Raw genomic sequence first — 11754 nt, forward strand, 5'->3', positions numbered from 1 at the left:
CCCTTTTAACTTGCCTTGCGAGGAAGGGCGTTATCAGCGGCGTCCTGCTGCCCGGCTGGCGCGATCACCGGCCCATCTGGCTCCTTGTCAGCCAGGTCGAAGATGGTGCCGATGTGGCGACCCGGGATCGCCTCCGGTTTGACGTGCTGGTAGCGGTGCAGGCTGCGTGCATCCTTCCAGACTCCGAGCTCGGCCGCCTTCTTGTCGGGCATGTCCTGGGCGGCCGTCGCGAGGGCGTGGCGGCTGAGGTGAGGGGTATAGTGGACGCCGGCGCGCTTCTTGGCCCGCTTGAGCCAAGGGTAGACGCCCGAGCTGGTGAGCCAGGGGAACAGCCGGCCGGTCTTTTCCTCCTCCGGCAGGTTGGCGAGCATGGTGACGGTGACCGGGCTGATCGGCACCAGGGCGAGCTCGTCGCTCTTTGGCACGTCGACGCCGATCCGGCCCTCGGCCAGATGGATGCGCTCCCACTCGATGCTGAGCGCGTGGCCCAGTCGCAGGCCCGTTTCGAACAGGATCGCCAGCAGGAGCCTTTTGTAGGGCAAGTGGGAGTCGCCCAGGCCCTGCGCCTTCCATTGCGGCGCAATGTCCTCTGGCGGGTCCTCGAGGTGGCGCACCAGCAGCGCCATCGTCTCCGGCGTGGCCGGCTGACGGTTCGACTTCCGGCTGACCTCGAACTTCTTGATGCGCTGGTCGTCGCACCACTTGTTCTCCGCCGCATAGTGGAGAACGGCGGCAGCGGGACCGATCACATAGCGGTTCTTGGTCGCCGGCAGGCGGCCCGGCTTCAGCTGTTCGGCCGCGGCGACCAGGTGGGCATGGGTGAGGGTGCGGCAGTCGACCTCGCCGATCTCGGCTGCGACGGCCTGGACCTTGCGGACGTCCTGCTTCGAGAGGTGCAGCTTGGCGGCGATATACAGTCGCGCTGCAGTGGCGAAGCCTACCGCTTCGCCGGCTCCGGGAATGCGACGACTCGCCCGGCGGGGGAGGAGTACCTCCTCGACCCATTTCTCAGCGAGGCGGCGAACGCTTTGCTGCGTTGAATATTCGAACTCCCCGCTGCTATCGGTACCCCGTACATACCAGCACGGCCCGCGCTTGCCGGGTGGGATGAGCTTGTACGGCATCGCTGCTCCTTCTCCTTCAGCAGCTCGAGGTTGGCCGGGGTGATGCGCTCCAAGCGCCCCGAACCGTAGGTCGGAATCCCGTGCTGCGCCAGCTTCCGGACCAGGGACTTGCGCGACCAGCCCAGTTGATTGGCGGCCTGGGCGAGGGACAAGTCCGTCATGGGGCGGCTCCAGAGATCGTGCCCGTCGCTTCCTCGATCAGCGCGTACAGGCGTGGGTACCGGTCGCGGACTCCCTCAAGGTCGGGGTGGCGCCGTCGCCCGGCGACCGTCTCGGCCGCCTCCTCGATCAGATCGTGCAGTCGCGGGTAGCGAGCGCGAATCCGCTGAAGGTAGCGGCCATTGTCCTGGCGCCAGTGGTCGACGTCGGCCGGGCCGGTGGCGAAGGCGAGGCTCGCCACGGCCAGCAGGCTCCACCGAACGGCGTTCGCTTCGGCGGTGCTCATGCGTCGATGTTCCGGCGCTCGACGGTGAAGGTGAGGGCGACGATCCAGGGGGTGGCGGCCCAGGAGCCGGCACCGTTGATGCGGTCGATGAGGTTCGCGAACGCCAGTCTCGGACTCGCGAGGCAGACGTCGCGCTCGCGCAAGATGCCGTCCGCGCCGGCCCATTTGCTTCGCGTGCCGACGGGCGACCAATCCATCGACCATCCCTCGTCGCGGTAGCCGGCCCCCGAGCAATTCGGCCGGGAGGTCGCGCCCTCGGCGATGCAGTCCTCCTCACTGATCTCCTGCAGCCGCTGCACCCGCACGTCCGTGACGGTGAGCGTCAGGCGCGAGGCCCAGCGCGGCATGTGGACGGATGGCCGGACCTTGGCGCGCTTGTCGATAAGGGCTGCCTCACGCGTGCATCCGGGCACCATGTAGCTCGCGCCTGTCGCAAGGGTGTTGCGAATCCAGTAGTGGCCCAAAGTCGAGGTGGCGGGAACGTCGTGTCGAAACATATCGGAGCCGCCGGCGATGCCCTTGAATTCGATGCCTGACTCGCGCACCCAAAGTCGATCGCCCTTCCGGAAGCGGGCCATGTATTTCGGATAGATCTCGCGCATCAGGTAATCGACCGGTCCGCGCTGGCCTCCGATGGTGCAGTCGCCGGCATCGTGCGTCGTCGGCTGCCGCTTCAGGGTCCGCCGCGTCTGGGTCTTGCCGGTGCCGGGGTTCTCGACTTCGCGGATCAGGCCGCGCACCATGGGTGCGGAGAAGAGGATAGGGAATTCAGCCATGGCAAAGCCCAAGCCTAAGAAGACAGCGGTTGAGCTGAAGGCGGAAGTCGACCGTCGAATAGCCGAGAGCACGCTTCTCGACGGTGATTGCAAAGACTGCCGCGTAAGCGAGGTGCGCTTCGTCCCGCCTGAGGCTCGTCAGCACTACGGAGCGAACTGGCATTGCGACGGCGCCACGCACTTCTCCCCAGGTTGCGCCGGCATTGTCGCGCGATACTTGGCTGAGGTGCGGCGCGACTTCGATTGCAGTGATTGGGATTAGGGCGATCACGCCGGAAACTCCCGGTGCAGCCTGCCGTCGAGCTCGGCGCCGGCGGCCTTCTTGCCGACGCGAGCAAGAGATTCGAGCGGATTCTTGACGGGGAGCCAATCGACCTCGCCGCACTGGCTGCACTCACCGTTCTTGGTGACAGCGTCGAATTTTCGAGAATCGCAGCCGGCGCATGTCGCGGCGCCATCCCAGTCTGGGCCCCACTCGCCCCATTGCTTGAAGAAGAACGGCACGCCGGCTGCGGCGCACTGGTCGCGCAGTGAGCGGAACCAGTCGGGATGCGCCGGCCGGGCGCGCGTGCCGCTCTCGCCGCCGGCGATGACCCAGTCGATCCTCGGCTCGTTCAGGCTCTCGGCCGTGCACTGACCCGAATAGCGCCAGTCGGCATCAGCAGGGCAATTGTTGCAACGGAACTCGGGCTCGCCGCCGCAGCACGCACCCGTAGGGTCGAACCACTTGAGTAGGTCGAGCAACCCCAACAACGGCTCGCCCGACAGGAACCTCACCGCCGCCGGCGTCGCCAGCAGGTGCGGGATGCGCTCGTCGGCGGCGGCCTGGTCCTCGGTCGAGACGCCCAGCCACGCGTTGCGGAGGGGCAAGATCGGATCGCCAGCGATTTCGTGATCTGCCGACAGCCAAGCACCGTCCGGCTGGTCGATCATGAATGCTTGATGAATGACCCGCCGCGTCGCTCCAGCGTCGGCGAAGTACTCCCGCATCCGCTTCGCCCGCTTCGTCAGCACCATAAAGGTGAGGTGTGGGCAGAGCGCCATCACCGCGAACGCTCGATCGATGGTCTCGTCGGCGACGTCGTCATGGAACAAGTCCGCCATCGAATTTACGAACACCGTGGCCGGCTTCTTCCATCGCAACGGGGCCAGGAAGATGCTGTCCGGTGCCGTTGCCACCTTGCCGGTCCAAACCGCGCCGGCCTTGGTCTTCTTCGTGAGCCCGGCATAGTGGTTCCGACGACCGAGCGCGGCGTTCATGCCCTCGATCCGGTGCGCCATCTTCATGGCGTAGCAATTGGTACAGCCAGGCGAGACGATGCTGCAGCCTGCGACGGGGTTCCAAACCTTGTTGGCCCATTCGATGTTGGTGTTACCCATTGACCGTCTCGCCGTTGGCGATTGCGGTGAGCAGCAACCGCAGCTCGCTTTCCATCGACCGGCCACGCTCGGCGGCGCGGATCCGGAGCTTGCGCACGACTGCCGGGTCGAGCTGCCGGACCATCACCGTCGAGACGGAAGGCGCGTCAGATGTCGTCATAGCGAGCCAACTCCTTTTCGATTTCCCTGTTCTGCCGGTCGATGCAGCCGCGGCAGACCTGATAGAGTGGCCCGGCCATGCCTTCGTCATAGTCCCGACGATTGAAGCGCTTTGGCGCGTGTTGCTTGCACCAGTCACAGGTGCCGGAGGTGTCGGCGTTGCGAACATAAGCGCGATGCTCGTCAAGGCATTCCCGGCACATGTCGTTGAGTTCGGCGCCCATCGAATCGGTCTCGCCCTGGATGCGGGCGACCGCCGGCCGGTCTAGGTGAAGGTCGCACGTCGCGTCATCTGGCAGTCGGTGAGAGCTTCCAGGCATGGTGCTGGTCGGACCGATTACATCCGCCATCTACCCCTCCGTCCTGGCAAACAGCAGCGGCTCTTTGGGCGCCGGCGGATGGTTCTTCGCGATCCAGGCCTGGACCTCATGGGCGGCGTCCAGATAGTCCCGGCTCGGCGTCATCGTCGCTTCCTGCCCGGGCAGATAGGCCCGCCAGACCTGGTCGCGCAGGTCCTTCGGCAGCATGTACCAGTGCGTCCGGCAGCCCCACATGGCGGGCGGGACCTGCTTCTCGCAGCCGGGCCAATGGCAGTGGTGCTTGCGCGTCTGCCCGGCTGACAGGACATGCTGGACCTTTGGCGATCTGGCTCTGCCGTTCATTGGCTGTCCTTTCCGGTGGGGTGCGTACGCACAGAGGCAAACCGCTCGATCCAGCCGAACAATGTTCGCGTGACGATCAGGCAGATGATGGCGGCGGCCCCGACGACGAGGATCGCTGCGGCGAGAAGCGCGCGCTCGTCGGGCCCGCAGCAGAGGGCGGAGTAGAGCAGGCCTGGCACGACGATGAATGCCAAGAAGAGGCCGGCGACTGTGGTCGCCTGGCTGATCAGGCGCGCCCGTCGCGCCCGTTCCTGCTGCAGCGCCTCGATCCGGGTTTCGGCGGCGTATTTGCCGGCCAGCGCCAGGCTGTAGATGTCGGCGTTGACGGACTCGCGGCTCTTCTGGCGGGCGCGGGCGACGAGAATCAGGCCCTGCAGGTACAAGGCGCTCACGAGCGCGTCCCCGAACGCCGTTCGCCATTCCGCCGCGTCGCCGCGGTGATCGACGGCGGCGTTCCAGGCGTCCTGGATCGCGCCGTTCAGCTCGGCCGGCACCAGCAGGATCTCGCCGGTCTCGAGCTTCAGGGCGGTGCCGATCGCCGCTGGGATCTCGCTCGCGGTCCCGTTCATAGCGTCTCTCCCAGGCGATGCAGGCCGGCCACTTTGCGGGCGGCCGCGAAGTGCTGCTCGATCTCGCCGGCGTCGAAGTTGCCGAGCAGCTGCTCGCGCGTGATCGAGCCGCCCGCGGTGACGCAGCGCAGGATCAGGTCGGCCATGCGCCGAACCTTCCGGCGCTCCGTCTCGGGCGGCGGCGGGCCATAGAGGATCCTGTTCAACGCATGGAACTCGACTTTGCCGGCGCCGCCGCGCACGGCGACCGGCGTCTCGATCTCGCGCCCGCGCTGCGCGGCCATGTACTGGTCGAGGTTCATGCCGCCTCCGCTTGGTCGGCGGTGTCGTCGTCTAACTCAACTTCCCTCTCGATGTGAGACGGGAGCGTGAGCTCGAGTAGCTCGGCCACAGTGACCGTCAATGGCTCGGCCCAACCGTTGAACATATTCACCGCGCGCATGGCGACGAGCCGGCCGTGAAGGATCGTGACCTGCTCGTCGTCGAGGCCGACGAGCGCTTCCCACAGCAGGTCGGGCCCTTCGTCGGATGCCTGATAGCTCTTCCAATTACCCTTGCCGCCGGGCCGCAAGGCGGGCTCCAGGGCGTTTCGGGCGCCGTTTCCGAAGGCGGCAACCATGTCGTCCGTGAGTGGTGTCCAGCCGGACAGCTGGCTGTGCAGGGCCAGCCGTGCCACGAGGGCAGGGCGTTTTGCGACCTCCGTCCGCATCGCCTCGTTGAACTGAGCCTCGACGTAGTTCTGCTCGTTCTGGGTTTCCCGTTCAGCGAGCTCCTTCGCCGTTGGCTTTCTGTCGCGCTTCGCAGCCGCCTCGTATGTCCGGCGGAACGTGACGTTCCTGGCGACGTGAACGACCCTGCTGTGGTCGATCCACACGATGGCGGTTTGCTTTTCGGTCGGCACCTTGGCCTTCTTCGGGTCGACCTTGCGGCCTCCGCTCTGGACCGATTCGCCGGTGTCTGCCCAGACCCAGTCGTAAGTCCTGTGTTGGTCGATCTGGCGGGCGTCGGGAAATTCCGTTTGCAGCTGCTTCAGCTTCGCCTTCATGGCGGCGGCCTGAAGCTTGTCGAATTCCTTGGGATCCATAAACCATCGGTTCCTCCCTTCGGTCAGGATCTCGCCGGTGTAAGCCGCGACGTCGAAGGCCGCCTTACTGACGGGAATGGCGCTGCGCATCATGAAATCGCGGACCTGCTTGGCATCGCCGCGCGCGACCCAGTCGATTTTGAGCGCCTCGTCCTGGCGCGCGGCGGGGAAGCTCGCGAAGGTCCGGGCAGCTTCGATGCCGAGAGTCCCGTTGTGGACCGCCTTCTTTGCCGCCGGCGAGAGGCCTCGGGCCAGGGCCAGCCTCTGCTCGACGAATCTCTCTGTCATTCCGATGGCGAGGCCGATCGACTTCGGCGTCCACCGCGCAGGGTCGGTCGCGGTCAGCTCGACGAAGGCCTCCGCTTCCTCCATTGCGCTGATGTCTTCTCGCTGCAGGTTCTCGATGATGCGCAGCGCCCGCGTGTTGCCGTCGTCGTCGCCTTCGCGGACGACGCAGAGCGCATCGGCGGCCTTGTTGAGGGTCAGCGCCCGGAAGCGACGCTCGCCGGCGACGATCTCGAACCGGGCGCCCACCGGCCGGACGACAATCGGCTGCAGCAGGCCCTGTTCGGCGATTGAGGCGGCCAGTTCCGCGAGGGCTTCCTTGTCGAAGGTCTTGCGCGGATTGTCCGGCGAGGGATCGATGATGGACAGCGGAACGAGGCGCACGCCGACGGCGAGCGCCTGGCTGTCGATCCGAACGTCGGTCGGGGGCGGGGCCAGGGCCGGCGTTGCCGCTGCGTCGCCGGCCAGAAGGCCTTCGACCGTTGTGCCCATCGCCTTTGCGAGCCGGCCCGCCGATTCCATGTTGAGCGAGGGCTTGGCGCCCGAGTTGATCTTGCTGAGGTCGCCCTTGTCGACTTCGGCGCGGCGGGCAAGCTCGGCGATGGTGACGTCGGGATGGGTGGCGAGCCAGCCGACGACCGCTTTCTGCAGCGGCGCTTTGAACGTGTTGGCCATGATGTTCCCTGTCAGTCTTCCGCAGCGGTGTGATGGGCGTGGAGGAAGCCGCGCGGCTGCGGCGCGTCGGCTTCGGTCGGTGAAACGGGAGCGACGGGTCGGGCGCCCTGGAGGGGCAGGCCGGCGATCAGCGCCTTGATCTCGGCGAGGTGCCAGCCGATGCCGCGCAACTCGAAGCACTGTGCCGGCTGGCTGAAGGGCGTGCGCTTGCCCTCGCGGTCGAGGAACACGGCGACCGCGCGGCCGTCCGGCAACCGGGCCGTCAGCATGACGTCGCCGCCGGCGAGCGTCAGGGGCGGTCGCCGATCGGTCATTCGGAGGCCTGCGCCAGCAGGCCGGCGACGACGAACAGGACGGCGACGGCGATGCCGATAAACTCGATCATCGCCGGCCCCGGTACAGGAACCGGTCGACGGCGATCGCGACCAGGGCGACGGCCACCATCGCGGCGGCGGCGAGCATCGAGCCGGTCACCGGCCGCTCCCGAGCCTGGCGGCGACGCGGTGGGGCAGGCCGTCCGTCTCGGCGATCACGTGCTGGAGCCCGTCGAGCGCGCGGTCGACACGCCCGCACTCGAGCGCGTCGGCGATCGTCTCGGCGGCCAGCTGGTAGCGGCGTCGCAGCTCGTGCAGGGCCTCGCGCTCGGCATGGTTCAACCGCTCGGTCGAGACGATTGGCAGGCCGGCCGGGGCGGTCGGCGAACGGCGTTCGGGGACGGGAAACGTGCTGGCGTCGGGCATCTGCGGCTCCTGTGGAACGAGAGACGAATGGAGGGCGCCGCTCGAGGCGGCATGGGTGTTGCTCACGCCGCCCTCATCCGGGCTTCACAGCCCTGCTGAAAAGACAGCGGGCCGACAGGCTCGACACCTGCCGATCCGCTGCCCCACCATGGCGTTGCAACACAACCATGGAGGATCGAATGAGCGAGCAGATGAACGCAGTGGACCGAAACGTCATGGTCGCGGCGCAGTTGGCTGCCGCGCTGACGGAGCCGGGCGACGATGCGAAGACTGCCGTTGACCATCTGGCGGCCGTCTTGAAGGAAATGCGTTGTCGCGGCGGCGTGACCCAACTCTGGCGAGCGGCGAAAGGCCAAAGCTGATCCCCGTCGCGGCTTCATGGTGAACATCCCGTCTCGACGTAGCGCAGCAGTTGCTCGGCCCGTGCAACGTTGCCGGAGGGATCGCTTTGAGCGGCGGCCGCGAGCATGAGCATCTCGACGCGCAGAGCGACGGCCGCAGCGTCGTTGCCACCGCCGTCGAGGAAGGTCGCGTAGCTGCGTGCCGTGGCGATCTCACGCTCGACCTCGGTCCCGCCTTCGAAATTGACCCAATGACGGACCGCTAGGCCCAGGGCCAAGCGGCGCTCGGCCGAAGCGTTCGGTTCTGCTTTGTTCGACACGGGCGGCTCCTGAAGGGGAGCGGCAGCGGGGCCGGCGGGTATGCCGTTGTGAGGGGCTATCGGCCGCGCTGCCGGTCGCCCCGCTGTGAGGCGACGGCGCGAATTTGCATAAGATACAAATTTATGTCCAGCAGAAAATTTGCATCAAATGCAAAGTCAACGTGCCAATACAAAACCCGCTTTGCATATCGTGCCGTGGCAAGGACTTGCCGGGAGGGCCTAATTCTTCGTCGAAATACAACCTCGGGGGATGCCCGTGCGGCATGCATTGTTGATTGCGGTCATCGTGTTAGGGGCGTCACCCGCAGGCGCCGAATGGCGGACAGTCACCACGAACGCCAAACCACCCTCTTACACTCTCTTCCAGGAGTCTCAGCCGCCGGGGCTGAACTTTGGCTTCAGCTGTGCCGAGGGCAAGCCGCGCGAAGTGTCCCTGTCGACTTGGTCGTGGGATCTCGATGATAACAAGCCGCTCGCGGTGCAGATCACGACACAACGCGGCACCAAGACTTGGACATTCGCCCCGACGAAAGACGCTATTTCGTCATGGCGTCCATCACCGGCCGACGAAGCCGCAATCGCGATCTGGCTCGAGGAAGGTTCGGACAAAGGCGTCGGGATCAGAGTGCCCAACAAAAAGGGCAAGCTGCTCAGCGCGTCGTTTCCGGGCGAGCTCGGCTTCTCGCTCTATTCGCTGCGGGGATCCTGCGGCGGCTAGACCAGGCGGCGGTAATGATCAGTCGCCACGGCGACGATACGCCCGCCCTTGCGGGAATTAAGGGACAGTATCGGCCAGGCGGGATTGAGTGGGACGAGGTCGACGATCGGCCGGCCTTTCGCGTCGTGACCCTTAAGGTGATATTTCTTGAACGTCGCCGTATTGTCGTCGTCGATTCGCGCGACGACGTAGTGTCCGGGCTTCGGTGCGACGTCAGGATCGAAGATGACGGTGTCGCCATCGTGGAACTCCGGCTCCATTGACGGCCCGTCGAGTTCGAGTGCAAAGGCGCGAGGTCCGACGTGGCTGGGCGCCGGCACCCACTTGTGCGCCTCGCCCTTCGGATAAGGATCGGCGACTTCGGTCCAATGACCGGCCTGCACCGTGTCGATGAGAGGAACGACGCGCCCGCGTGGTCGGCCATCGTCGTCGTATTTGTTGCGGCCTGCGAGAAGCTCTCCCTCGGTCCAATTGTAGAAGATCGAGAGCTGCCGCAGGCGTGGCCGCGTCAGTTCACTCTCGCCGCGCTCAAGCCGGGAAAGCTGTCCGGCCGACAAGTCAACGCCAGCAACGGATAGCTTTTCGGAGGCAGCCTCAAGCGTGAGGTTCGCCTCTTCCCGCGCCGCGCGTAGGTAGTTTTTGGTGGCCATAAGGGGTAGTTTTGCACTATGTGCAAATAGCGCCACGGCGCGAGATGCAAAATTAGCTTGCGTGGGAATTTGTATCTGATGCAAAGTCCCGGCTGTCATGACCAGCCTCCCCGAGTACCTGAAGGCCCAGAACGAGACCCAGACGGCGTTCGCCGGCCGGTCCGGTTTGAGCGATTCGACCCTCTCCCGCGTTTTGGCGGGGAAAATCCCGCCCAGTCATGACGTAATTCAGCGCGTCTATGTTGCCACTGAGGGGCGGGTCGACGAAAGCGACCTCTACGCAGCCTGGCGCGCCGCTCAAGCTTCCACCGCCACGGCATCGGCGGACCGGGCGGTGGGCGAGGTGGCGTCGTGATCGCCTTTATCGTCATGGGGGAAGCCCGGCCCTGGCCGAAGCTCGTGGTGCCGTCGTCGGTGTCGTTCAAGTCGCCGCCGAAGCGGTCGAACCGGGCTGAATCGGTCATCGTCGAGGATCTGGGCCCTGCCGACCATCGGCGCAGCAAGAACGATGAGCCGCCTTTCTGGTCGGAAGCGGGGCGGCGATGACGGGTCGCTGTATTGCCGCTGTCGATGTTCAGGCCAGCGGCTTGGTCCTATCGATTGAGGTCACCGACGCCTTCGCTAGCGAACACGCGTCTGGCGTGTCCGTCCGGGGAGAGATCGCGTTCCTTGCACCAAGCAGCAAAGGGCATCGGTCTCAAATAAATACGAGCCGTCGCACGGCCCGCGCTCTTTGCCTGTTTCTCGAATCCCTCAGCCCGCAAAAGCCAGGCGTCGAAGGTTCTGGGCAGCTTTTCCGAATCGCTGAACAGGGCGAGCAACGCCTCGTAGTCGCCCCGGCGATACCAGGGGATGCTCACGATAAGGGGCAGGTCGGCCATGGATCGCATCGCACACGATCGCGTGGAGTCCGTCAATGACACGTCACGCCCGAAAGGCTGATCTTCCTCCGCGCGGAGTCTGGATTGCCGGCACGACTGGGCTCGCGCGCTGGCGTCCCGAGGTCGATCAGATCCAAGTGTATCGGACGGCCGAAGGCAAGGTCCTGGAGTTGAAGCTTTCCGGGGTCGTTCGCCAGATCGCACTCGACCAGGCGCAGGCCGATCACCTGGCTGCCCTACTCAAGGGGACTCCGTGAAGCGCCGCGGGTTCCTGCGCAGGCTCGCCGTAGTACCGGTGGCAGAGGGGGCGACGTCACTGCCGCCACCGGCGCTCAGTCGCACCTACAGCCGCGAATACCTTCTCGCGCAATTCAAGGGCACTCCGCCGACCCTCCATCTCGATAAACGGGAATGGGCGCGCAGTGTGTCCCTGGAGGCTTGGCTGCAAGTCCTCAGCCGGAGTCGTCAATGACGCGTCGTGCCTTCGCGCCCGTCGTGCCGTGCCCGCCGGAAGTGCCGAAGGCCGCCGTGCGGCGTCTCGTCGACCAGAACGGCGGCGTCGATCGGGTCGCCATCAAGCTCGGTCTGCAGTCGCCGTACATCTACTCGATCACGCATCCACTGGCGAAGGACGAACTGTCTTTCGCACGAGTGGCCGCGCTGACATCGCACGAGGCGCCTGCTGCTGCCGAGTATCTCGCGGGTCTGGCCGGTGGCGCGTTCCTGCCGGTCCCCTGTCCGGAGGGCGATGCCCAGGCGCTGACCGCTGAGAGCGTGCGCCAGCACGGCGAGGCGATCGCGATGGTCGTCGATGCCCTGGCGGCCGACGGCATTGCTTCCGACGAAGCGGCCAAGGCCTTGCCGGAAATCGACGACGCGCTGCGCGCCCTCTGTGGCCTGCGTTCGCTGGTGGTCGGCGTCATCGAGAAAAAGCGCAGCGGCTAG

22 protein-coding genes are annotated in these 11754 nt (G+C 66.0%); 7 read left to right on the plus strand and 15 right to left on the minus strand.

Annotation, left to right across the window (positions count from 1 at the left end):
• Window positions 1-5: 5 nt before the first annotated feature.
• The 3 genes from ACP15H_RS04850 to ACP15H_RS04860 form a co-directional block, all read right to left on the minus strand.
• Window positions 6-1124, minus strand: coding sequence for a tyrosine-type recombinase/integrase (locus ACP15H_RS04850; protein WP_425065075.1), 1119 nt, complete (start codon window positions 1122-1124; stop codon window positions 6-8).
• A 157-nt stretch (window positions 1125-1281) separates the two neighbouring features.
• A complete protein-coding gene (locus ACP15H_RS04855; protein ID WP_425065076.1) occupies window positions 1282-1569 on the minus strand; it encodes a hypothetical protein in 288 nt (95 codons plus the stop codon).
• Complete coding sequence (locus ACP15H_RS04860) at window positions 1566-2345, minus strand: hypothetical protein (RefSeq protein ID WP_425065077.1); 780 nt, start codon at window positions 2343-2345, stop codon at window positions 1566-1568. The genes ACP15H_RS04855 and ACP15H_RS04860 overlap by 4 nt, the downstream gene beginning before the upstream one ends.
• Here ACP15H_RS04860 and ACP15H_RS04865 point away from each other — a divergent pair.
• Window positions 2344-2607, plus strand: a complete 264-nt coding sequence (locus ACP15H_RS04865) for a hypothetical protein (RefSeq protein ID WP_425065078.1) — start codon at window positions 2344-2346, stop codon at window positions 2605-2607. The genes ACP15H_RS04860 and ACP15H_RS04865 overlap by 2 nt on opposite strands.
• 5 nt (window positions 2608-2612) lie before the next feature.
• Here the strand turns inward: ACP15H_RS04865 and ACP15H_RS04870 are convergent, their stop codons facing one another.
• From ACP15H_RS04870 to ACP15H_RS04910, 9 genes are all read right to left on the minus strand, one after another.
• Complete coding sequence (locus ACP15H_RS04870; protein WP_425065079.1) at window positions 2613-3725, minus strand: phage Gp37/Gp68 family protein; 1113 nt, start codon at window positions 3723-3725, stop codon at window positions 2613-2615.
• Window positions 3718-3885, minus strand: coding sequence for a FitA-like ribbon-helix-helix domain-containing protein (locus ACP15H_RS04875; RefSeq protein WP_425065080.1), 168 nt, complete (start codon window positions 3883-3885; stop codon window positions 3718-3720). The genes ACP15H_RS04870 and ACP15H_RS04875 overlap by 8 nt, the downstream gene beginning before the upstream one ends.
• The gene (locus tag ACP15H_RS04880) at window positions 3872-4234 is read right to left on the minus strand and encodes a hypothetical protein (protein WP_425065081.1); all 363 of its coding nucleotides are present in this window, start codon (window positions 4232-4234) and stop codon (window positions 3872-3874) included. The genes ACP15H_RS04875 and ACP15H_RS04880 overlap by 14 nt, the downstream gene beginning before the upstream one ends.
• Window positions 4235-4546, minus strand: a complete 312-nt coding sequence (locus tag ACP15H_RS04885) for a hypothetical protein (protein WP_425065082.1) — start codon at window positions 4544-4546, stop codon at window positions 4235-4237.
• Entirely contained in the window at window positions 4543-5115 is a 573-nt protein-coding gene (locus ACP15H_RS04890; protein ID WP_425065083.1) for a hypothetical protein, read from the minus strand. Before ACP15H_RS04890 ends, ACP15H_RS04885 begins: the two co-directional genes overlap by 4 nt.
• A complete protein-coding gene (locus ACP15H_RS04895; RefSeq protein WP_425065084.1) occupies window positions 5112-5417 on the minus strand; it encodes a hypothetical protein in 306 nt (101 codons plus the stop codon). Before ACP15H_RS04895 ends, ACP15H_RS04890 begins: the two co-directional genes overlap by 4 nt.
• Window positions 5414-7159 (minus strand): ParB/RepB/Spo0J family partition protein, encoded by a 1746-nt coding sequence (locus ACP15H_RS04900; protein WP_425065085.1) that lies wholly within the window; start codon window positions 7157-7159, stop codon window positions 5414-5416. The genes ACP15H_RS04895 and ACP15H_RS04900 overlap by 4 nt, the downstream gene beginning before the upstream one ends.
• A gap of 11 nt (window positions 7160-7170) precedes the next feature.
• Window positions 7171-7473, minus strand: a complete 303-nt coding sequence (locus tag ACP15H_RS04905; RefSeq protein ID WP_425065086.1) for a hypothetical protein — start codon at window positions 7471-7473, stop codon at window positions 7171-7173.
• Window positions 7474-7629: 156 nt separating this feature from the next.
• Entirely contained in the window at window positions 7630-7965 is a 336-nt protein-coding gene (locus ACP15H_RS04910; RefSeq protein ID WP_425065087.1) for a hypothetical protein, read from the minus strand.
• 113 nt (window positions 7966-8078) lie between these two features.
• Between ACP15H_RS04910 and ACP15H_RS04915 the strand changes: the two genes are divergently transcribed.
• On the plus strand, window positions 8079-8261 hold the full coding sequence (locus tag ACP15H_RS04915; RefSeq protein WP_425065088.1) for a hypothetical protein: 183 nt from the start codon (window positions 8079-8081) through the stop codon (window positions 8259-8261).
• A 14-nt stretch (window positions 8262-8275) separates the two neighbouring features.
• Here the strand turns inward: ACP15H_RS04915 and ACP15H_RS04920 are convergent, their stop codons facing one another.
• A complete protein-coding gene (locus ACP15H_RS04920) occupies window positions 8276-8560 on the minus strand; it encodes a hypothetical protein (RefSeq protein WP_425065089.1) in 285 nt (94 codons plus the stop codon).
• Window positions 8561-8810: 250 nt separating this feature from the next.
• Between ACP15H_RS04920 and ACP15H_RS04925 the strand changes: the two genes are divergently transcribed.
• On the plus strand, window positions 8811-9278 hold the full coding sequence (locus tag ACP15H_RS04925; RefSeq protein ID WP_425065090.1) for a hypothetical protein: 468 nt from the start codon (window positions 8811-8813) through the stop codon (window positions 9276-9278).
• On the opposite strand, the gene ACP15H_RS04930 is transcribed toward ACP15H_RS04925, so the two are convergent.
• Complete coding sequence (locus ACP15H_RS04930) at window positions 9275-9928, minus strand: helix-turn-helix domain-containing protein (RefSeq protein WP_425065091.1); 654 nt, start codon at window positions 9926-9928, stop codon at window positions 9275-9277. The genes ACP15H_RS04925 and ACP15H_RS04930 overlap by 4 nt on opposite strands.
• 97 nt (window positions 9929-10025) lie before the next feature.
• Between ACP15H_RS04930 and ACP15H_RS04935 the strand changes: the two genes are divergently transcribed.
• A complete protein-coding gene (locus ACP15H_RS04935; protein ID WP_425065092.1) occupies window positions 10026-10283 on the plus strand; it encodes a helix-turn-helix domain-containing protein in 258 nt (85 codons plus the stop codon).
• Window positions 10280-10474, plus strand: a complete 195-nt coding sequence (locus ACP15H_RS04940) for a hypothetical protein (protein ID WP_425065093.1) — start codon at window positions 10280-10282, stop codon at window positions 10472-10474. The genes ACP15H_RS04935 and ACP15H_RS04940 overlap by 4 nt, the downstream gene beginning before the upstream one ends.
• Before the next feature lie 47 nt (window positions 10475-10521).
• Here the strand turns inward: ACP15H_RS04940 and ACP15H_RS04945 are convergent, their stop codons facing one another.
• Window positions 10522-10809, minus strand: coding sequence for a hypothetical protein (locus tag ACP15H_RS04945; RefSeq protein WP_425065094.1), 288 nt, complete (start codon window positions 10807-10809; stop codon window positions 10522-10524).
• Window positions 10810-10844: 35 nt separating this feature from the next.
• Between ACP15H_RS04945 and ACP15H_RS04950 the strand changes: the two genes are divergently transcribed.
• Both ACP15H_RS04950 and ACP15H_RS04955 read left to right on the plus strand, forming a co-directional pair.
• Window positions 10845-11066, plus strand: coding sequence for a hypothetical protein (locus ACP15H_RS04950; RefSeq protein WP_425065095.1), 222 nt, complete (start codon window positions 10845-10847; stop codon window positions 11064-11066).
• A gap of 211 nt (window positions 11067-11277) precedes the next feature.
• Window positions 11278-11754, plus strand: a complete 477-nt coding sequence (locus tag ACP15H_RS04955) for a hypothetical protein (RefSeq protein WP_425065096.1) — start codon at window positions 11278-11280, stop codon at window positions 11752-11754.

Source organism: Reyranella sp. (genome assembly GCF_965249915.1).
Lineage (GTDB): Bacteria > Pseudomonadota > Alphaproteobacteria > Reyranellales > Reyranellaceae > Reyranella.